Annotated in this window: 21 protein-coding genes; 11 read left to right on the forward strand and 10 right to left on the reverse strand. The window is 66.9% G+C overall.

Annotation, left to right across the window (positions count from 1 at the left end; translation table 11 throughout):
* On the reverse strand, positions 1–315 hold the full coding sequence (locus tag D0Z08_RS19530) for a DUF5663 domain-containing protein (RefSeq protein WP_118926936.1): 315 nt from the start codon (positions 313–315) through the stop codon (positions 1–3).
* A gap of 158 nt (positions 316–473) precedes the next feature.
* Between D0Z08_RS19530 and D0Z08_RS19535 the strand changes: the two genes are divergently transcribed.
* Genes D0Z08_RS19535 through D0Z08_RS19565 form a run of 7 tightly spaced genes read left to right on the forward strand, consistent with a single transcriptional unit; the run spans position 474 to position 5,951 of the window.
* Positions 474–806: a hypothetical protein gene (locus D0Z08_RS19535; protein WP_118926937.1), complete on the forward strand. Its 333-nt coding sequence runs from the start codon at positions 474–476 to the stop codon at positions 804–806.
* Complete coding sequence (locus tag D0Z08_RS19540) at positions 807–3,602, forward strand: FtsK/SpoIIIE domain-containing protein (protein WP_118926938.1); 2,796 nt, start codon at positions 807–809, stop codon at positions 3,600–3,602.
* The gene (locus tag D0Z08_RS19545; protein WP_118926939.1) at positions 3,599–3,868 is read left to right on the forward strand and encodes a hypothetical protein; all 270 of its coding nucleotides are present in this window, start codon (positions 3,599–3,601) and stop codon (positions 3,866–3,868) included. Before D0Z08_RS19540 ends, D0Z08_RS19545 begins: the two co-directional genes overlap by 4 nt.
* Positions 3,861–4,133 carry a hypothetical protein gene (locus D0Z08_RS19550; RefSeq protein WP_118926940.1) on the forward strand — a complete coding sequence of 91 codons (273 nt, stop codon included), beginning with the start codon at positions 3,861–3,863 and terminating at the stop codon, positions 4,131–4,133. The genes D0Z08_RS19545 and D0Z08_RS19550 overlap by 8 nt, the downstream gene beginning before the upstream one ends.
* Complete coding sequence (locus D0Z08_RS19555) at positions 4,133–4,927, forward strand: hypothetical protein (protein WP_118926941.1); 795 nt, start codon at positions 4,133–4,135, stop codon at positions 4,925–4,927. The genes D0Z08_RS19550 and D0Z08_RS19555 overlap by 1 nt, the downstream gene beginning before the upstream one ends.
* A complete protein-coding gene (locus D0Z08_RS19560) occupies positions 4,924–5,601 on the forward strand; it encodes a hypothetical protein (protein WP_118926942.1) in 678 nt (225 codons plus the stop codon). Before D0Z08_RS19555 ends, D0Z08_RS19560 begins: the two co-directional genes overlap by 4 nt.
* Positions 5,598–5,951 (forward strand): hypothetical protein, encoded by a 354-nt coding sequence (locus D0Z08_RS19565; RefSeq protein ID WP_147381482.1) that lies wholly within the window; start codon positions 5,598–5,600, stop codon positions 5,949–5,951. The genes D0Z08_RS19560 and D0Z08_RS19565 overlap by 4 nt, the downstream gene beginning before the upstream one ends.
* On the opposite strand, the gene D0Z08_RS19570 is transcribed toward D0Z08_RS19565, so the two are convergent.
* The 7 genes from D0Z08_RS19570 to D0Z08_RS19595 all read right to left on the reverse strand — a co-directional run bounded on the left by D0Z08_RS19570 (position 5,948) and on the right by D0Z08_RS19595 (position 11,996).
* A complete protein-coding gene (locus D0Z08_RS19570) occupies positions 5,948–6,568 on the reverse strand; it encodes a hypothetical protein (RefSeq protein ID WP_147381483.1) in 621 nt (206 codons plus the stop codon). The genes D0Z08_RS19565 and D0Z08_RS19570 overlap by 4 nt on opposite strands.
* A gap of 124 nt (positions 6,569–6,692) precedes the next feature.
* Complete coding sequence (locus tag D0Z08_RS33460) at positions 6,693–6,815, reverse strand: hypothetical protein (protein ID WP_281271758.1); 123 nt, start codon at positions 6,813–6,815, stop codon at positions 6,693–6,695.
* A gap of 138 nt (positions 6,816–6,953) precedes the next feature.
* Positions 6,954–8,072, reverse strand: a complete 1,119-nt coding sequence (locus D0Z08_RS19575; RefSeq protein WP_118926945.1) for a CHAP domain-containing protein — start codon at positions 8,070–8,072, stop codon at positions 6,954–6,956.
* Between the two features lie 295 nt (positions 8,073–8,367).
* Positions 8,368–8,502: a hypothetical protein gene (locus D0Z08_RS33465; protein ID WP_281271759.1), complete on the reverse strand. Its 135-nt coding sequence runs from the start codon at positions 8,500–8,502 to the stop codon at positions 8,368–8,370.
* An 89-nt stretch (positions 8,503–8,591) separates the two neighbouring features.
* A complete protein-coding gene (locus D0Z08_RS19585) occupies positions 8,592–10,304 on the reverse strand; it encodes a hypothetical protein (protein ID WP_118926947.1) in 1,713 nt (570 codons plus the stop codon).
* Between the two features lie 3 nt (positions 10,305–10,307).
* Positions 10,308–11,099: a hypothetical protein gene (locus D0Z08_RS19590; RefSeq protein ID WP_118926948.1), complete on the reverse strand. Its 792-nt coding sequence runs from the start codon at positions 11,097–11,099 to the stop codon at positions 10,308–10,310.
* A 12-nt stretch (positions 11,100–11,111) separates the two neighbouring features.
* Positions 11,112–11,996: a hypothetical protein gene (locus tag D0Z08_RS19595; RefSeq protein WP_118926949.1), complete on the reverse strand. Its 885-nt coding sequence runs from the start codon at positions 11,994–11,996 to the stop codon at positions 11,112–11,114.
* Positions 11,997–12,212: 216 nt separating this feature from the next.
* On the opposite strand from D0Z08_RS19595, the gene D0Z08_RS32240 reads away from it, so the two are divergent.
* Entirely contained in the window at positions 12,213–12,386 is a 174-nt protein-coding gene (locus D0Z08_RS32240) for a hypothetical protein (RefSeq protein WP_182481396.1), read from the forward strand.
* 446 nt (positions 12,387–12,832) lie between these two features.
* On the opposite strand, the gene D0Z08_RS19605 is transcribed toward D0Z08_RS32240, so the two are convergent.
* Positions 12,833–14,236, reverse strand: a complete 1,404-nt coding sequence (locus D0Z08_RS19605; RefSeq protein ID WP_118926951.1) for a sugar nucleotide-binding protein — start codon at positions 14,234–14,236, stop codon at positions 12,833–12,835.
* Between the two features lie 156 nt (positions 14,237–14,392).
* Here D0Z08_RS19605 and rfbA point away from each other — a divergent pair, with 156 nt between their 5' ends.
* The 3 genes from rfbA to D0Z08_RS19620 all read left to right on the forward strand — a co-directional run bounded on the left by rfbA (position 14,393) and on the right by D0Z08_RS19620 (position 18,391).
* On the forward strand, positions 14,393–15,277 hold the full coding sequence (gene rfbA / locus D0Z08_RS19610; protein ID WP_118926952.1) for a glucose-1-phosphate thymidylyltransferase RfbA: 885 nt from the start codon (positions 14,393–14,395) through the stop codon (positions 15,275–15,277).
* A 133-nt stretch (positions 15,278–15,410) separates the two neighbouring features.
* A complete protein-coding gene (locus tag D0Z08_RS19615; RefSeq protein WP_118927000.1) occupies positions 15,411–17,189 on the forward strand; it encodes a ribonuclease J in 1,779 nt (592 codons plus the stop codon).
* 5 nt (positions 17,190–17,194) lie between these two features.
* On the forward strand, positions 17,195–18,391 hold the full coding sequence (locus D0Z08_RS19620; RefSeq protein WP_147381484.1) for a cytochrome P450: 1,197 nt from the start codon (positions 17,195–17,197) through the stop codon (positions 18,389–18,391).
* 15 nt (positions 18,392–18,406) lie between these two features.
* Here the strand turns inward: D0Z08_RS19620 and D0Z08_RS19625 are convergent, their stop codons facing one another.
* The gene (locus D0Z08_RS19625; protein ID WP_147381485.1) at positions 18,407–19,345 is read right to left on the reverse strand and encodes an aldo/keto reductase; all 939 of its coding nucleotides are present in this window, start codon (positions 19,343–19,345) and stop codon (positions 18,407–18,409) included.
* Positions 19,346–19,506: the final 161 nt, after the last annotated feature.

Here is a 19,506-nt window from a genome sequence, read left to right on the forward strand (position 1 = left end):
TCAGGAGCCCGCCTCGGCGAGGATCGCCGTTGCCTGTCCCTTGATCTCGGCCTTCAGGTCGTCGAACGTCTCGGCGACGACCTGCCTGTAGTGAGGGAAGTGCTCGCTCAGCCAGGCGAGCGATCCCTCTTGATCGTCGTTGTCGATGAAGACCTCGAACTCGTCGAGCTGCGCGTTCGTCATCTGCCGCGCCAGCTCCATCCCGACCCGCAGCTCCAGGGTCTCGTACATGTGCGCCAGGATCGACCGCTTGTCCTCCGCGCCCAGAGCGCCCAGGCCGAGCTCGACCAGCAGGTCGTCATTGAGATGGAACACCGGCTTGCCTCCTCGGCTCGGAACCGCGCGCGACCCACCGCGCGGCCGGCGGGCAAACCCTAGTGCTTCCGACCGGTCAGGGACCCGGAGATTTCACCGCTGCCGCCGTACGAATCCCACTACGCTGCGCTCGACACCCAGCGGAAGGACCGAACCACGTGGGGCTCTACGAGGTGCTGCGCGCGATGGGGGACGACAATGCCTCGGCCGGGACGCGCCGGCTCGACGACGAGCTGTCCCAGCTGGTGGCGATGCACGGCCTCCCGCCCCAGGTCCCGTACGACGGGCCGACTGATCGTGCGGCGGACGGCGCTCGGACGGCGCTCGATGACGCCTGGCGAGCACAGCAGCAGCTGTCCCTGGTCAGTCAGCAGCTGCCTGGCGCTCTGGCGGCCCTCGACCGGGCGGTCAAGGACCGCCGCATCATCCTGGTCGGCTTCGGGGTCGTCCTGCTGGTGGCGCTCCTCCTGGTGCTGGGGCTGGTGGCCTGAGTGGGTGCGCTGGGGGATGCACGGGGCGCCGTGGTCGGCCTGCAGCATGCTGAGGCCGCCGCACGAGCAGGCATCGCGTCCGCGCTCGGACGTGCGAGCGGGGCGGTCGCCGTACTCAAGCAGCGGGACGCGGAGGCCGAGGCAGAGCTCAGACGGACGGCGGGCGCTGTCGTCAGCGAGGGGTTCGAGGAGTTCGCCAGCTGGGAGGATCGGCGATGGCTGAATTGGCGGTGCCCCAGTCGGGTCCCGGATGAGATCCGGGTCGGCGAGATCGCCCACCCCGGCGGTGCGCTCCCGGCGACCGTGCCGATCTTCGGAGAACCCACGATCGTCATCGCCACCGAGTCCGAGGAAGCCGCGAAACACGCGCGAGGTGTGCTCCGCTCGATCTCCGTCCGCCTCGCAGCGGCGATGGGCGACCGCGTGGTCCTGCACCTCATCGACCCCCACCAGGGCGGGTTCGGATTCCCCGAGCGTTCCTCGCTCCCGCAGGACGCCCCGCGGACGGCTGACGTCGCACGCGACCTCGACGCGGTGATCAAGGCCGGCTTCGATTTCCAGCGCCGCTACGACGCGCGCGCGTTCCGTGACCTGGCTCGAGGCGAGATCGATGCGGAGAGTCTCCACGTCGTCCTCGCCATGGACTACCCGCGCGGCTACGGTCACCAGGCCAACCAGCACCTCAACCAGATCGCGCGCCTGGGTCCCGCTGGTGTCCAGCTGATCGTCCACCACGACCTGACGGTGCCCGAACCCGGCGAAGGTCTGAGGCTCCAACACCCGGTCGTCATCGATGTCGGTCCGACCGGATCGGTCAGCGGACCCTGGGGAAGCCTCTCCGGACCGGCCGACCATCCTCCGCATGCCGGCGTCCTGGGCGCGATCAGCGAAGGGCTGCCTGTCTCCGTGAACACCGCGGACTCCGACGGGAGTGTGGGATGGGCGGCCGTGAACCCCGACGACCCGGCTCTCTGGTGGTCCGAGTCCGCAGCGGGAGAGGCCCGCGCGGTGGTCGGCCGGGACACGGCGGGCCAGCCCTTGGAGCTGGCCTTCGGCCAGGACGGTCGCGGAACGTCGCGGTCTCACATGGTCGTGGCGGGAGAGCCGGGCGCCGGCAAGGGTGTCCTGCTCCACTCGGCGATTCTGAGCCTCGCCACGCGCTACCGCCCGGACGACCTGCGATTCATCCTGATCGACGGTCAGGAGGGCGTGACCATGCAGGACTATGTCGGGCTTCCCCACGCCGATCTGGTCAGCATCCAGACGCCGTCTGACCTCGCGCGGCAGGTGATAGCGGACGTCGGGAGTGAGCTGCGTCGCCGCGACGCTCTGCTCCTGCAGGCGGGGGTCGAGAGCATCGGGCAGTATCGCGCAGCCAGGCCCGGCACCGAGATGCCCCGGTTGGTCGTCGTGATCGACGAGTACCAGACGTTTCTCGCGGACGACCGTGAGGACGTCGCGATCGGTGCGTTGCGCCAGATCGCAGCGCAGGGCCGCAAGGTCGGGGTGCACCTTCTCCTGGCGTCGCAGAGGTTTCACGCGACTGGACTGCTCAACCAGGGTGCTCTCTTCGACAACATCCAGACCAGGCTCTGCCTGCGGATGCCGACGGACGCGATCGATCGGATTGACGAGTTCGATCGCGAGGGGCGCGACCTCATCCGTCGCCACTGCTCCGAGCGTGGACGAGTCGTCAGGAACGACGCCGGCGGTGCTGCCGGTCACAGCGTCGCCGGGTACGTCGCCTTCGCCGAGCCCGATGCGCGCAAGGTCTGGGTCGACCTGCTGCGCGACAAGGCACGAGTGGCGGGACTCGAGTCGACGCCGGAGGTCTTCGACGCCAGGAGGCCTGCGGTGCCGCGGACGAGTCGGGCGCTGGGTCGGCTCGCGTCCGTCGATGTGGCTGACGCTGCTGCGGTGGAGCGATGGGCGGAGTCCGACGCGCGGGGTGGCGGCCTGGCCGCCACCGAGTGGCAGCCGTACGACAACCCCTTCGCCTTCCTTGCGGGCCGCAGCTTCTCGATCTACGGATCGGCCTTTGCGAAGGTGGACCGCGCTGCCGATCACAACGTGATGGTGGTCGCCAACGATGCCGAGGTGCTCGGCGGGATCATGCTGACCGGCCTTGTGGCGGCTGGGATGTCCTCCGCGCGGTCCACGATGTCGGTCTCCGTGCTGAGCGAGCTCCCTCCTCCGGGCGCGTGGGCGGGCCTGCTCACCAGGGACCTCCCCGAGCTGTTGGGGGCACGCGGCCACCTCGTTCGCGTCGCGCAGTCGGCCGAGTCCGCAGCGATGTTGGCGGCGAAAGCGGTCGAGGAGATCGAACGCCGCAACGCGCTTCCCCCGATCGAGCTAGCCGCGCTTGGCCCCTACCTGGTTGTCGCGGCGGGCCTCGAACGGATCTCGGCATTCCGCAATGTCGACGGCCGGTACGGCCCCGAGTCGTCGGAAGCCGGCGGGCATCTGCGCCAGGTCCTGACAGCCGGCCCGTACGTCGGGGTGCATGCGGTCCTTGCCACGACCTCGCGGGCTCAGTGGGTCCAGGTGATGCCGGACAAGGCCTACCGCCACTTCGTCCACCGGTTCTTCCAACAGATGTCGGCGGACGACTCCCGCGCACTCCTCAATGCCTCGCACGCGAACAAGGTCACGCCGGCCGGGATCGACGGGCAGCAGCGGGCGGCGTACCAGCATCGGGAGACCGGCGTGCACTACCGCTTCCTGCCCTACGCGGCGGGCCACGCGCTCGTCGACGCACTCCGGGACTTCGTGAACGTCGGGGGTGAACGGGCGTGACGCTCGATGCCACCCTGGACCGGCTCATCGCCTTCCGGGATGCGCTGTCCGAGTTCATCGACCTGCTCCGGGCCACGGCCGACGACGAGGCCGAGGCCGAGCAGACGCTCGCCGGACTCTGGGAGGACAGCTTCCGCGACCAGTTCGTCGCGAAGTACGACGAGCTCGCTGCTCCGGTCGCGACCTTCACTGGGGAAGCGGAGGGGCTCCTGGAGTTCCTCGACGACAAGATCACGCTCATACGGGGGTACCTCTCCGGTGCCTGACATCACCCAGCTCCGCAGGGCGCTCGCGGACTACGCCACGGTGCTGGAGGAGAAGCAGGCGGCCGTCCGGGACGCGCTCAGCGAGGTCGAGTCGGCGTACGCCGCGCTGCGTGACGTCTACGGGGGAGACGGCGCCCAACAGTTCCGCCGGACGTGGGACATGGCATCCGATGCGTTCAGGTCCTACGACGAGGGAGTCCCGGTCCTGCTCGAGCAGCTCCGGGACAAGATCGACCAGCTCGCGGCGATCGATCGGGCGGACTGATGGGTGTCGATCCCGGCCGGCTCGCCCTAGGGTTGCGGGACTTCTCGAACGGTGCCCTGCCCGACGCGCGACGGGCTGCTGAGGCCGTCGTCGATGCGCTCGGCGACCTGGCGGACGACGCCCACGCGGCGGCGAGCACTGTGGACGAGACCGCCGACGGGGCGCGGAACCGTGCGGAGGATCAGCGGGTCCAGTGCGAAGGCGTGCAGCCGCGGATGGAGAAGGCCGAGCGCGATCATGTGAACCTGGCCGACCGGGCACGGCGTCTCGTGGATCGGACCTCCGAAGCCGATCGTGTGATCGACCGCGAGCTCGTGAGGTGGCAGGGAGAGCTGGCGGCTGCTCGCGCGGAGGAGCAAGCCGCCGCTCGTCAGGCGGCGGTGGCGCCTCCGACTGCTCGGGCCGCCGCGCGGGTACGGCAGCAGCGGGCCGCCGCGCGGACGGCCGCGTGTGAGAAGGCGGTACGGGACTGCCGTCAGGCGCTCGGCATCGTCGCGAGCGCGCAGCGTCACGCCGCCGAGGCGGTCGAGAGCGCGGCCCGCGCACGGGCGGCGCTGGACGATGCGGTCGGTCTGTCCGAGCAGTCGAACGCCGAGGTCGCGGCGGCGGAGGCGCTCGCCGACCAGGCGGGGCAGAACGCGGTCAAGGCCGGCGACGCGGCCGGGTCCGTCGCGAACGCGGAACGGGAAGGCGCCGAGGCCGCCCACGCGGTGGCCGATGCGTCGAGCACTGCTGAGACTGCGATCGACCAGGCGGTCGACCGGCTGATCATCATCGACCGGGGTTTCGGATGAGCGCGCGCACGTCGTACGACGACGTTGTAAGCGCGGCCGCGGCCGCCCTCGCCGACTTCGGCGAGTCTCGGTCAGCCATCGGGGTCCAGTGGCAGGACGGTGCGGCTCGACGAGCCGAGGTGGACCTGCAGCGCGTCGCCGACCAGATGGAAGCGCTCCGGTCCGCCGTGGAACGCCAGAGCCAGGTCCATGCCCAGGTGGACGAGCTGTGTGACCTGGTCGCGCGCCAGGTCGATGAGGGCGATGCGCGGATCGCGGATGCGCAGGAGCTTCTCGATCGGTGCGAGGAGGCCCTTCGATCGGCCGACCGGATCGCGGGCGAGGTCGGCTCCGCCTTGTCGGCAGGCGAGAGCGGGCTCGCGCGGGCGCTCGCGCTCGCTGGACGTGCCGGAGCCGGTACCGGCAGCATCGTCGGGGTCGAGGCGCTGGAAGCTCGCATCCGGCACGGCGTTGGCGGCCGCTACCAGCGCCAGGCCGGAGTCATGATGGCGAAGGCCGTCGGCGTAGAGCTCGCCTGGGCGCTGGGCCCGGAGCTGTTCAGTGCTGGTGCTCGCGTCGATCTGCCGCAGGGCTGGGACAGCGGGATCAGGGACGCAGTCGAGACCGCTGCACCGGTGGTGCCGGCTCAGATCTCCGAGGTTGTCCGTCGGTTCCGGGATGTGTGGCGCCGGTGACCTCGATTGAGCTCCCCGAGGCATGTGAGCGCCTCGTCCGCTCGCTGGCGTCCGCTGACGACGTGCAGCCCGTCGTCGACGCGGCGGCTCTCTTGGCGCACCCTCCGGGCGATGTGGTCGGCTGGCTGGGCTCGGCTGTCCTTCAGCTCGCCGAAGGTCGCGCGGAGTCCGAGCTCATCGGGGTGACCTCGAGGCGGATGCCTGACCTTGGCGCTGTCGCACGAGTTGTCTCGGCCTTGCGTTCCAGCGACCTCGGTCGGGCACGGCAGGTGCTCGGCTCGGACCCCGTCGATGCTTTCGTTCTGCTCGGCGCGGTGGCTGCCGCCTTGCTCGGAGCCTCTGCCGGTTAGGCGAGCAGGTCGAGGATCGCGAGGAGGCCGAACGCCGTCACGATGCCGGCGCGGATCAGCCCGCGGCCGAGCCGTGTCCGCCGGTAGGGCGCGCTGACACGCACCAGCCACGCGTGCTTGACCGATCCGACACGCGGTCCGCGGACCGTGATCCGCTCGCCGCCCTGGAGGGGAGTGTTCGCCGCGATCCGTCCTGCCGCGACCCCTGCCCCGGTGTCGACGAGCACGTCCCACGCGACGGGGTCCCGGCGCCACCACCCCCGTCCGCCGAAGCCGCGTCCGAAGCCCCCGCCGAGCGACGAAGCCCCAGGAATGAGGTGGCGCCCCATCATCCCGAATCCGATCAGGACCAGGAAGGGGCAGAGACAGCCGACCAGCGAGGTGGCGACGGCGACCGCGTTCTCCTCCCAGGTGACGGCCAGGGCAACGACTGCCAGGGTCACCACGGTCCACATCAGTGGGCGGGCACCGAAGGCTGCGCCGGCCGACGTACGCCGCGCCTCGACAACGACACCGCGCAGTGGACCGCGCGCCAGCGACCCTGTGGGCGCTCGAAGCGGCCGGGGCGTGGAGTCGTGGAGCGGGACCACCGGCGGCTCCGGCGTCCAGGTCGGCACGGGCTGCAGCGGAACCGGTGCAGATCCGTGGCCTTGGGCGCAGACGCCGCGAGATCCCAGGTACTCGCCGCACTCGGGGCAGATCCGTGACGACGCTCCGCGGGCGCCGGGCTCCTGGGTCAACTCAGTTGTACTTGATCCCGCAGACCGGGCACTTCCGGAACCGATCCGGATAGGCAATCGCGGTGCCGCATCCGCGGCAGACGTTCGGCGCCCGGGTCGGCGTGATCGTGAGTCTGATCGTCATCGTCCATGTTCCTTGTCGTCGATCCGCGCCGGTGATGGCGAGCCTAGAGGGGGCGGCGGGGGCGAGTGCCCGGTTTCGGGAATCCAGGACGTCGCGGCGGGTGGGTCGTCCCCCAGGCCGACCCACCCGCAGACCTGCTCAGGTCCGGCCGGCGGTGTTGGACGCCCACAACGGCCTGCTGCCGGCGTACACGACGAGGTTTCCGTCCCCCTGCACCTCGAAGTGGTCGCCGCCGCGACCGGCGGTGCCGGAGGCCCAGATCGCCCGGCCGCCGCCGTACGTCACGAGGTTGCCGTCGCCCTGGAAGATCACGAACTCCTGCGAGCGCCAAGCCGAGGTGAGCCGGTCGGTGGACCACAGCGCACGTCCGGACGGGGCGTAGAGCACCAGGTTGCCGTCGTCCTGCATGGCGAACAGGTAGCGGCCGTCGCTCGAGCGGACCGACATACCCCGGCGGAGAGTGCGGTTCTTACCCCAGGACGAGCCCGACGCCACCCACTGGTCGCGCTGGTCAGGCATGCGGTCGAGCGTGCCCGCGTCCAAGACGTAGGGGCCGGCGAAGCCGCGCGCCCGCAGCTGGTTGTAGGTGCCGCCGTCGGGGATCCAGAGCCGCTTGAGGTCCGGCGTCACGAACCACGCCGTGGTCGAGCTGCCGCTCCACTTCACGATCGTGATGCGGTAGCGCGAGAGGTCCGACGGCGGCGGCGGGGGAGCCTGGGTCAGGCCCGGTACGTAGATGTAGGAGTCGAACCGCACCCCGTTCCGCGTCCCGTACTGGCCCGTACCGCCCCGGTTGTACTCGGAGATGTTGACCGTGCCGTCCGCGTTCACCGTCTCGACGAACGCGACGTGATTGGACTCGTTGACACCGATCGAGCGCACCCGGGGCGTCGTGGACACCGTCCAGCCCAGGGTCCGCGCGTTGTCGTCCCAGTTGCGGGCGTTGCCGAACCGCCCGCCGCCCATCCCGTTCGAGAAAGCGATGCCGAAATGCCGGACGCGGGTCGCGACCCAGTCGGTGCAGTTGCGGTAGCCGAATCCGTACGGCGACCACTGCTCGGCGTCGGTGAACCCCGCGCGGCCGTCCTCCTCGATGCACCACGAGTAAAGACCGAACTGGTTCGAGCAGTCGCGCGCGTGGTCGTAGCCGTAGCCGGCCGTCGCCCCCGCCGGCCGGGCCAGCGATGTCGGGACCAACAGCGCCACAGAGAGCGCCACGATCAGTGACCGGAGGAGGAGCTTCGAAACGGTACCCATGGTGTGGATCCCACCTTCGTGTCTGGTCCCGCCGATCTGGCGGGAGTCAGCACGTTAGGGACCGTCCACCTCGGCGTGCCGGGGAAGGTTCCGCCCCGCCGGGGGGCAAACTCCCCGGCTGCGGTCTGGGCCGGACGTCTGCTGCTGCGGAAGAGTGCGCACACCGATCGAAAGGATGCAAGGGATCATGACCATTACGATCAGGACGGGTCGTAGCCGGGAGACGCAGCCATGACCAAGTGACTACTGTGTGGCTTTCGACCTGCTCAAGATCGACTCCAGGCTCAATCCAGGTCTAGAGGCGGACGTGGTGCAGCTCGACCTGGTCGCCGGTCCACTCGACGACATAGACGATGCCGGGTTCAAGCGAGTGCACGACGGCGCTGTGTTGGTGGATGACCTCGGGCGGCTCAACGGGGGGACCGGGCACCGGAAGGATTGAGAGACCACGTTCTCTCCCGAAGCACTGGAGAACCCGCGTGTGGACGAGCTTGGTGCGCGGGTACCTGCTGAAGAACATCAGTCATCCGCCGCTTGGGTCGGCGGCTCCGTGGTGCGGCGTCTTCCGCGACGGAGCTTCACTACTCCTGCGTCACCGGGGCCGCCACCGCCCTTGTCACCGCGACTAGCGACCCTGTCCGGATCGCCGTCGGTGGGACGTGGCTCGATGTCGTCGTCGACCTCTTCGATGTGGTCGAGGACCTTGGGCCGCCGATACGGGAACTTGAGGTGGTGATAGCGGTCGAGTAGCTCCGCGAGCATGCGCTCGGGACTTTCGAACGCCCAGGGCCGCTGAGCCTCGGATGCGTCGTCCGTGGGCTCAGTCTTCTCTGGCCGTGCCGTGCCCGTGCCTTGGGTGCCGACCGGGTCGACGAGGGCGGCGTTGACCTGCTTGAGCCACCACCCGCGACTGAATGCGTCGTTGCGGGCCATGAGTTCTTGGTGTTCGTCGGACACGGGGGAATGGTCCGTCCCATCCCCCTTGATCTCTTCATCGGAGTTCGTCCCGAGGTACGGCATCGTCGCGAGATTGATGAATACATCGAGGTCAGGATTCTGCACCGTCACCAAATGCCGGAAGTAGTGCACCGTCGCCAGGTACGACTGAATGATGTAGCTGTCCCAGCGGGGGGATTGGCGGTACAGGAACGTGAGGTCCTCGGCCCGGGCCATGAACTCCCCGACGACCTGCGTGTAGGTGGCAAAGACGTTTGCCCTGACGAGTCCGACATCTCGCTTTGCCAGGTCGTGATGCTTCAGGTTGGCCGAAGCCGTCCCGTAGTCCCACCACTCCCGGACGAAGAAGTAGCCCGAGATGGCGAACTGAACCAGCATGAAGGTCCAGAACCAGAACGCCTCCTCTGATTCGGTCCCGAGCTCCTTGGCACGCAGTGAGGACAACGGGATGAAGAGGGCGACAAGTACCAAGCCCAGAATTGCGGCCGCGAACTTCGTACCCCAGTCCTCGACTTCTTCCAGTCGGGCCTTCTTGCGCACCTTCGCCGGTGTGTAGATGTCTGAGTTCTCGTAGGCGTCGAGCTCGGCCTCGTGGTAGTGGAGGATTCCCTCCTTGAGTCCGATGGCCGCGTAGTGGGGAACGACCATCAGAATCAGGATCAGGCCGACCGCGAAGAGCACCGGCATCGCGGGAACGTCGGTCTTGATCACGTCGTCGAACAGGGCGATAGACATCGCCAGCTCGGCGGCGAAGATCGCGAGCGCGACGAGCCACTTCCCCAGCTGATACGGCTTCGACTTGAGCCGGAAGTACCTGCCCAGCTCGAGCTCGTCTTCGTGGACTTCGCGATACGTACGATTCCAAGAATCGAGTACGACCGCGAGGTCTTGATCCGCCACCCGAAGGTCGTCGCGTGTCTCGGCCACGCGGGCGGCGATCTCGTGGAGATCCGTGAGCACGTCACGCGACGCGGCAGAGACGAAGTCGGATAGCCGGTCGCGAAGCCCTTCGTGGTCATGCGCGAGTTGGTGCTCGTACTCGAACGCCATCCGCCCGCCGGTCCACCGCTCGGGGTCGAGGTCCATCCGGCCAACATTGACCGCCTCTTGTTGGGCCGCCCACCGTAGAGATGCGAGGTCGGGCATGAAGATCGAGGGGCCGCCCTCGCCCGGTTCGTCCAGGATCGGCTCGTGAGTGCCCATGCCGACGGGGCCGTCGACACCGCCTCCGCCGCTGCCGCGCTCACCTCTCCGAAGGAAGTCGAGAAGGCCCATGAGTCACTCTCCTGGCGTTGTCGCCGCGTCAGCACTCGCGGTGCCGTCGGATGTCGTTGTCTGGAGGGGCGGCGGTGTCGTGAAGTTCAATGCGCCGGCAGGTGTCTCCACGTCCGAGGACCTGCTCCCGCGCTTGGACTCGCCGAGTACGAAGCCGTTGCAGTAGCGCGACCACAAGATCTCACCGGTGTGTTTCATGCTCTCGAATCGCTGCGAGAACTCTGCCGGGAGCGACTTGAGATGTTGCTGGAGGCGCGGGATTTCAGCGCGAGCTGCCGTCGCTTTCTCCTCTGCGAGGTCCAGCGCGGTCTTCTTGGCGGCTTCTCGCGCCTTGACTTCGGCCGCCTCGGCTTCTTTGAGCCGAGCGACCTTCAGAGACTTCTTCTTCGCGAGTGCGTCCAACAGCCGTTGCGAGGAGTCGGCGACGTCCGCGACGGCCGACGGCCCCGAATCCGTTTCCGACGTCGTGTCAGGTCCAGGTGATTCGAAAGTCGAAGAACCCGACGGCACATGCGGCTTGATGAGCTCATCGTGGGCGTCGACCTCAGCTTGCAGGTCGGCGATGCGCTGTTCGGTCTGGTTCTGCGCCCGTACCAACTCCTCGACAAGGGAGCTCGCTGCCAGTTGGACGGCATCCTGAAGGAGCTTGCTGACGGAGGCGTGGTCGAGCGCGCGCTTGCCGTCGCGGCGGCCCTTCCGGAAGAACCGATGCACCAGCTTCGGTGTCGGCTCGCCCTCCAACAGTTGGGTCGCGACGTGCTCAGCAAGGACGTCGACAGTGAAGCGCTCGAGCACAGTCAGATCCCCTTAGCAGACACCGGGCAGATAGGCCGGTTCGACGTTGTACACGCACATGCCGCCCCCGGCCTCTTCAATCAACTGGGTCCAATACTGCTTCACGAGCGCCTCGAACCACGGGGGAATTTGGGCCCTGTCGCTTGCCACGCCGCCGCCAACGCCTCCAAAGCTCACGGCCACGCCGTCGAGTTGAGGAATGAGGTCGAGATCTCTGGTGTGCTCAAGGAGTGGGCCGACCTTCGCGTCGCGGTCGGGGAAGGCTCGCCGCATACTCAGGTCGCCCGTCTGATAGCCATCGGTCAGCACGACGAGGTACGTCTCGTCCACTCCTTCGACCGCCGCCTGCTGGTGGAGGCTTTGGGAGGCGAGGCTCAACGCGGTGACGATGTCACTGCCGTGGCCTCCGGTGCTCGCCTCAGGATCCGTTTCGAAGACCGACTCGACGGCCGCAATCGCCGATTCCTTCTCTTCCGCCACCTCCTCTTCACCAACGGACTTACGGCGAGTCGCTGGCCGCCAGAGTTCGAAGGGCTCGTCGCTGGCTTCTTGCAGTTTGGCGTTCTGGTTGTCGAAGTAGAACACCGCGAACGACGCGCGCAGCTCTCGGCACGCGTCGACCATCTGAGTCGCCTGCTCGATATAGCTGGCGCGGGTGACTTCATTCACGGAGGAGCCCGTACGATCAACGACGATCGCGCACGCAGCACCCTGCGTCTCACCGTCCTTCGGACGGAAGAACAGGAATGCAAAGATCGCGGCGACTACGAGCACACCCACGACGACGCCGATGTACAAAGTGGTGTACTGCCCCGAGCCGCCACGCGCCGGCTTCTTCCCGCCCTTCCCGGCGTATTTCTTCTTGCCCTTACCCCGAGATGAGCTGGACCCCACCATTCAGTTCTTCTCCAACCTGGGATGCGATGAAATCGCGAGCGGTCGGAGCATACCGAGTTTCCCATGCTAGAGGTGGGCGTTCCGGCCAGTCTGGGGTGTCACGCAGTGGGGTGAGGTGGTCTTTCATCGCTCGGCGCAAGTGAGGGTGTAGCCGGTATGTGAGGTCGCCGCTGCCGTCCGCTGGCCGAGGCCTCGGAGTCGCCATGGAGACCTCCCATGACGCCGTCCCAGGAGGGCAAGTGCGTCCCGATCGACGACGTCGGCAGGTTCGACGGCAGGACCGGAAGCGGCGTGGACGAGCACGTGGCGCGCCTCCGTTTCCCGCGCGTCGCGAATCCCGGGATCGGGGGATACGGGAGCGCGTGCGGGGTTGATGCGACGCCGCGCTAGGCTGCCTTCCGTGGCAGTCGGCAGTGGTGTTGTGGTTGGAGTCTTGGGCCGCTACGGGTCTGAGGCTGCTCAGCCCTTCCCTCCAAGACTGGAGACCAGGGGTTTGACCCTGACGCCGGCCCTGCGCGCTGCCGCGGTGGAGGCTCTCCAAGCAGCCTGGGAGAGCACAGATCCTTGGTCTGCTAGCGAGGCGCTTCGTATCAAGGCTGAGGATTGGCTCGCACGGGTTCTCCGCGATGGCGGGATCCCGGACGCCGAGGTCCAGGTCATCGTTATTGACGACCTCCCGTACCGCGTCCCCACCTGAGGACACCTCGACGGCCCCGCAGCGGAGTGCCACTCGCGAAGCGCAGATTGGATGCGGGGTGCCAGCTTCGAGAAGGCTTGGTCGACAAATGCTGGTGCAGCATTCGGTCCCAGACTCAGCCAGCTTCAGAGCAGCGCCGTCACCTCGCCGGTTTCTTGGCGAGGTAGGCGTCAAGGGCTTGGTCTGCATCCGTCGGCACCCACCCGCTCGCTGTGAGTTTCGCTAGCGACAGCACACTAAATCGAGGGCGGGGCGCGACTCCGTCTTTGTCGACGTAGTACTCCTCCGTGCTGATCGGCGTGATGTCGTCCGGGCTGCGCCCGACTTGGGTGAACACTCGGCGCGCATACTCTGACCAGCTTCGAGGGGTGCCGCTGTTCGTGACGTTGTACGTCCCGTAGGGCGCACCCGACGTCAGCAGGTGCTGGGTTGCGCGGGCGAGCTCGTCGCTGAACGTCAGGCGCCCGACCTGGTCGTCGATTACCTGCGGCGAGGCGCCTTCGCGCGCGAGCCGCTGCAGCGTGCGGACGAAGTTGTTGCCGTCACCGACGAGCCAGGAAGTGCGCAGAATGTAGTGCCGCGGAGCGGTGGCAACAGCAAAGTCACCGGCGGCCTTGGTCTGTCCGTACACGCCGAGCGGCGCGACGGGATCGTCCTCGCTATACCCACCACCAAGCTGTCTCCCGTCGAAGACATAGTCGCTCGAGTAGTGCACGATCGTCAGCCGGTGCTCGGCGGCAGTTCGGGCGAGAACGGCGGGAGCGGCCGCGTTCACTTCCCAGGCGATTCGTCGTCCCGCGATCGTCTCGGCTTCGTCGACAGTCGTGTACGCGGCACAGTTCACGACGACGTCATAGTCATGCCAAGGAATAGCTCGGACGGCCGCGCCGTTCGTCAGGTCGAGCTGACCGCGGTCGAGCGACGTCGCGGTCGGGTACAGCGCGGTCAAAGCGCGGCCCAGTTGCCCCTGTGCGCCGAGGATCAATACCTTCCGTGGCTCCATCGGCTGGACGCCGGAGAGTCGTGGACTGGAGCGGTCCTTGTCGGACACCTCTGCTTCGGCAAGCGGTATCGGCCACGAGATCGCAACCGTTTCGTCGGCAAGGTTCAGCGCCGGGTAGCTGCCGCCAGGTACGTAGTGGTCGTTAACGAGGTAGATGTAGACGGTGCCATCGACTAGGGCCTGATAGGAGTTGCCGACCCCCCGCGGCACGAACACGGCAGTATCCGGACCAACCTCGATGGCGAAGGTGGTGCCGAACGAGCTGCCTGCGCGGAGGTCGACCCATGCTGCATACACCCGACCCGACGCTACCGACACGAGCTTGTCCCACGGCTCGGCATGGATGCCGCGCGTGACGCCGCGTGTGGCATTGAAGCTGACGTTGTTCTGCACGGGCCCGAAGTCGGGCAGGCCGAGAGCGGTCATCCGCGCATGCTGCCAGTTCTCCTTGACCCAGCCGCGGCTGTCGCCGTGAACTGGAAGGCGGAGGACGAGCAGACCCGGGATCGGCGTTGTCGCGACCGACGGACCCACGCTCACTCCGTCACGCTCCGCCCGTTTCCTCGGCCGCCGCCGAGTTCTCGCCTGGCTAGTCCGGAACCGCCGCCGACCTCCATTTTCCGCACGGCGCCCACGATATGGGGAACACTCGGTTCGGCAACGGTGCGTACGACCTGAAGTATTCTGGGGGGACTGATGCGCGGAATCATCCTCGCCGGCGGGACGGGCAGCCGGCTCCACCCGATCACGCTCGCCGTCAGCAAGCAGATGATGCCCATCTTCGACAAACCGATGATCTACTATCCGCTCTCAACGCTCATGCTGGCGGGGATCCGGGATATCTTGCTGATCACCACACCGCACGAGGTCAACCAGTTCCGACGGCTGCTCGGCGACGGAGAGCGATTCGGGATCAGGGTCGACTATGCGGTGCAACCCTCGCCCGACGGTTTGGCCCAGGCCTTCCTTATCGGCGAAGACCACCTCGCTGGGGAGCGCGCTGCACTCGTCCTTGGCGACAACATCTTTTACGGCCCGGGTATGGGCAGCCGGCTGCGTCGGTTCGACAGTCTCGACGGCGCCGCCGTGTTCGGCTACCGCGTCGCCAATCCGACGGAGTATGGCGTGATCGAGTTCGACAAGAGCGGACGCGCGCTGTCGCTTGAGGAGAAGCCTGCGAGACCGCGGTCACCCTTCGCAATACCAGGCCTGTACTTCTACAGCAGCGACGTTGTTGAGCGCGCCAAGTTGCTCAGACCATCCAGGCGGGGTGAGCTTGAGATCACCGATCTCAACCGGACCTACCTCGAGGAGGGCCGCCTGCAAGTCGAGGTACTGCCTCGTGGCACGGCATGGCTCGACACAGGCACGTTCGAGGATCTCAACGACGCCTCCAACTTCGTCCGAGCGCTCGAAGCCCGGCAGGGAACCAAGATCGGCGCACCGGAAGAAGTCGCCTGGCGGATGGGGTACATCGACGACGATGGCCTCCGCGAACTTGCAACAGCTCTGTTGAAGAGTGGCTACGGCGCCTACTTGCTCGAACTGCTGGAGGAGCAGAGCTCCGGGCGGCCCCGTTGAGAGGCGCGTCCGAACCTGCGTCGGCCCTCTGTCGGGCGTGGCCGCGGATGGGCCCGTCGTCGCGGTCTGCAAAGATGTGGAGAGCGCAGGCGAGGGAGTTCCCGTGTGCCGTCGCCAATCCGCAATGACGGCCATGACCGACGCACCTCGTTCCTGGCTGCGCGCGACCGGTTCACGATCTTCTGAGGACGTTACGTTGAGACTTGAACTCCCACTCGAGCCGCCAGTCGGCTCCACAGTGCGGATATTGGCATTGGGTGGTATCAGCGAGATCGGGCGCAACATGACCGTGGTTGATTCCGCGGCTGGGATGTTGGTGGTGGATTGTGGCTTATTGTTCCCGTCCAGCGATGTGCCAGGTGTCGACTTCATCTTGCCTGACTTTGCTCCGATCGAGGATCGTATTGAGTCCATTCGCGGGCTTGTTCTCACCCACGGCCACGAGGACCACATCGGCGGCGTCCCGTATCTGCTAAAGCTCGCGCCCGATATTCCCGTGTATGGCACCAAGTTCACGCTTTCCCTGCTGGCCGCGAAGCTTGCAGAGCACCGAACCCGCGCTGACCTGCGCGAGATCAGCGAGGGCGACGTGATTAACGTCGGTCCGTTCAGTTGCGAGTTCTTCGCCGTCAACCACTCGGTACCGGACGGCGTGGCCGTGTCAGTGGAAGTCAACGATTTTCGCATCTTCCACACCGGCGACTTCAAGCTAGACCAACAGCCGCTCGACGGGCGGCTGACGGACATCGTTGGGTTCGCGCGGGCCAGCGTGGAGGGCGTGGACGTTCTGCTTTCCGACTCGACCAACGCAGATGTACCCGGTCATCTGCCCGATGAGGTTGACGTTGCGCCCAACTTCACTCACATCTTCGAAGAGGCACCCGGACTGGTCCTGGTGGCTTGTTTCGCGAGCCACGTCCACCGCGTCCAGCAGGTCATTTCCTGCGCCGCAGAGGTGGGCAAACGCGTGGCGCTGGTGGGCCGCTCGATGGAGCGGAACATGAAGCTCGCGCAGGCAGCCGGCCTTCTCCAGGTGCCCGACGGCTTGCTGGTTGCCCCCAATGAGATCCATAAGGTCGAAAGATCCCAACTCGTCATCGCGTGTACCGGCTCGCAGGGCGAGCCCATGGCAGTGCTCTCACGCCTCGCGCGAGACAACCACAAGGTCAAGGTGGGCGAAGGCGACGTCGTCATTGTGTCTGCGCGCCTGATCCCTGGCAACGAGACCGACGTCTTTCGCGTTATCAACGGATTGTCCGAACGCGGTGTGACCGTGCTCCACGGCGGCAACGCCAACATCCATGCCTCCGGGCACGCGCCTGCCGGGGAGTTGCGACAGGTCCTTAACCTCATCAAGCCGCGTTACCTCATGCCCGTGCACGGCGAGTGGCGCCACTTGCGCGCCCATGCTGCCATCGCCAAGTCAGTAGGTTTGGGCGCGGAGCGAGTGCTATTCGCACCAAACGGGACCGTTGTCGAGTTCACCGACGGTGAGGCTCGGATCGCTGGCAGGGTAGCTGTCGAGTCCGTCATGGTCGACCACACCTCACCCGCCAAGGTCGACGACCAGATCCTCCGAGACCGGCGGGTGATGGGGCTCGCCGGCATCCTCGTCATCGGAGTCGACGTTGACGCGGCCAGCGGCCGCTTGTTGGAGCATCCGCGTGTGTCGCTACGCGGCCTGCACCGTGACGATGACTTCCTCGACCGGGTCCGGGAGATCGCCGAAGAGGTGTGCGATGACGCTATGGGAACCGAAAGCGGCGCGCCGGGACGCGAGGAGCTAGAGGTGGCCATTTCGCGCAAGGTCGTTCGGTGGCTCAGGTCCGAGCACCGCCGGATGCCGGCCATCCATGTGTCTGCGTCGTTGCTCGACACTCGGAGCGCGAAAACTGCGTCCCACGACGGGTGAACGTCGTGGATTCCTGGGAGCTCCGCGCGTGGCCCTTTGAGTCCGCCGACCCGCTCGCTCTCCACGAGGATTACACGAAAGCCCGGCGCTCAGCCGACGCCGCACTCGTCCAGGTGCGCAATTCCGCAACGGCCTACCTCGTGACGAGGCATAGACTTGTGGCGGAGTTGCTGGGCAACCCGGCGCTCTCAGCCGCGCCCGCCCACGCGGGTTACCCGGCCCCGACTTCCAGAAGCCTCGCTACCAAGCGCGGCCAGCAGGCATTCGTCAGAATGGATCCGCCGGAGCACACTGGATACCGCCGCGCGGTTCAGCCGTCGCTGGGAAGGCACGCAGTCGCCCGCCTAGCTGAGGTGGTCGGAGCCATCGCACGGCGCTGCGTAGAGGAGACCCTGCGTGACGGGGCCGCCGACGTCGTCACGACTCTGGCTGAACCGCTGCCGCTGCAGACCTCGGCCCATTGGCTTGGCGTGCCTCTCCGCGAGGCCGAGGAGCTCCTGCTCCCGGCGAAATCGTGGGCGAGTCTGACGGACGATTCGGTGTCGCCTGAGCAGTTGCAAGGCGTCATCGAGGACTACTTCGCGCACCGCCTGACGAAGAACTCCGGCCGCGGCTGGTCGGATACGACGTCATCCCTGATCGAGAGTCTCGCGGCGGCAGGGATCATCGATCGTGTCGCCGTCGCGCGTACCTTCGGCCTGCTCTTCACCTCCGGGCTGTTCACGACGCGCAACACCCTCGCTCTCATGATGCTGGCTCTAGCGACGGACGTGGAGGAGCTCGACCGGCTCCTGACCGACGACACGCTCGACCTCCGACGAGCGACTGAGGAGATCCTAAGGTTGACCTGCGTGCCCCGCTACTCAGCCCTGCGGACCACGACCCAGGACATGCAAATCGGCGCCGTCTTCGTGCCTGCCGGCTCAGGCGTGATTGCATCTATCGCCGCCGCGAACAGAGACCCTGAAGTCTTTTCGGATCCTGACGTCCTGCGGCTGGACCGCATTCCCAACCGACATCTGACCTTCGGGCCCGGGACGCATGGATGCATCGGAAGCGCGCTGGCCCGGCTAGAGATTCGCGCGACCCTCGAAGCGCTGCGCGCACGGGCGTCCGCGCGGGCCAATTGGAGCGTGGATCACCTTGGCTTCCACGGCGGCACCACGGTGACGGTCGATCGTCTGGTCATGGCGTTCGCGTGACGGCGGGCCAGCAGTTCAGCGGTTGACGAAGGTCATGTCGGCGTAGCGCTCGCCCGCGACTCGGACGGTCGCAAACGACTCATCGAGGAGGGAGACGTCCGCCGCATCGAGCTGAACCTGTTCGCTCGCCAGGTTCTCGAGCAGCCGCTCGACTCGCCGGGTCGCGGGGATGGCCACCGTCCGCGGTTGCTTGGCTGCCACCCAAGCCAACGCGACCTGCGCCATCGAGGCGTCGAGTCGCTCGGCGACACCTCGCAACGTCGGTAGCATCGACCGGTTCGCCAGGTAAGACTCCTGGGCGAAACGAGGAAGCTTCTGCCGGCTGTCCTTGGCACCCTCGCTAGGTGGCCATTTCAGCGCGCCGGTGAGGAAGCCCTTGCCGAGCGGACTCGACGCAATGAACGGGACCTGCAGCTCTTGAAGCACATTGAGTGCGCCGCTCGAGTCGACGTCGCGCGACCAGAGTGAGTACTCGGATTGGACCGCGGACAGCGGGTGGGTGGCGTGGGCTCGCAGTATCGAATCCACGCTGGCCTCGGAGATTCCGACGCCACGGACATGACCTTCGGCGACCATGTCGGACAGACAGCCGACCGATTCTTCGATGGGTACGCGGTGATCGATTCGGTGAAGGAAGACGACGTCGATGTGCGGCACTGCCAAACGACGTGCAGCGTTCTGCACCGCCTCTCGTAGATACTCTGGCCGCCCCACGATATCCACTCCGTAAGGCGAGGTTGGATCACGAACCAGGCCGACCTTCGTCGCTACGAGTGCACCCTCGGAGTTGGAGAGGAGGGAGCCGATCAGGCGCTCGGAATCACCGTCCGCATAGACGTCCGCGGTGTCGATCAGACAGCCGCCGGCCTCGATGGCCGCCTGGACGACGGCACGGGCCTCATTCTGGGAGACGGGGCCGTATGAGCCCGACGACGCCATCGTCCCGAAACCCACCCGTCGAACGGTGGCAACCGTATCTGCAAGCGGGATGGCGACCGTGTTCCGGGCAGGCGTACTCGCGCTGGGCAACTATGCTCCTCGGGCTCGCTAAGTCACTGGATGTGGCTCTCGATCGTGGTACTTTAGCGCGCCATCGCATGGCCCGAGCGTCGATC

The sequence above is a fragment of the Nocardioides immobilis genome (assembly GCF_003515065.1).
GTDB lineage: Bacteria > Actinomycetota > Actinomycetes > Propionibacteriales > Nocardioidaceae > Nocardioides > Nocardioides immobilis.

Bases quoted from the DNA above. Each gene is read 5' to 3' on its own strand.
- rfbA (WP_118926952.1), top strand. From the start codon at position 14,393: ATGCGCGGAATCATCCTCGCCGGCGGGACGGGCAGCCGGCTCCACCCG.
- D0Z08_RS33460 (WP_281271758.1), bottom strand. From the start codon at position 6,815: ATGACGATCAGACTCACGATCACGCCGACCCGGGCGCCGAACGTCTGC.
- D0Z08_RS19575 (WP_118926945.1), bottom strand. From the start codon at position 8,072: ATGGGTACCGTTTCGAAGCTCCTCCTCCGGTCACTGATCGTGGCGCTC.
- D0Z08_RS19560 (WP_118926942.1), top strand. From the start codon at position 4,924: ATGAGCGCGCGCACGTCGTACGACGACGTTGTAAGCGCGGCCGCGGCC.
- D0Z08_RS19595 (WP_118926949.1), bottom strand. From the start codon at position 11,996: ATGGTGGGGTCCAGCTCATCTCGGGGTAAGGGCAAGAAGAAATACGCC.
- D0Z08_RS19555 (WP_118926941.1), top strand. From the start codon at position 4,133: ATGGGTGTCGATCCCGGCCGGCTCGCCCTAGGGTTGCGGGACTTCTCG.
- D0Z08_RS19585 (WP_118926947.1), bottom strand. From the start codon at position 10,304: ATGGGCCTTCTCGACTTCCTTCGGAGAGGTGAGCGCGGCAGCGGCGGA.
- D0Z08_RS19615 (WP_118927000.1), top strand. From the start codon at position 15,411: ATGACCGACGCACCTCGTTCCTGGCTGCGCGCGACCGGTTCACGATCT.
- D0Z08_RS32240 (WP_182481396.1), top strand. From the start codon at position 12,213: ATGACGCCGTCCCAGGAGGGCAAGTGCGTCCCGATCGACGACGTCGGC.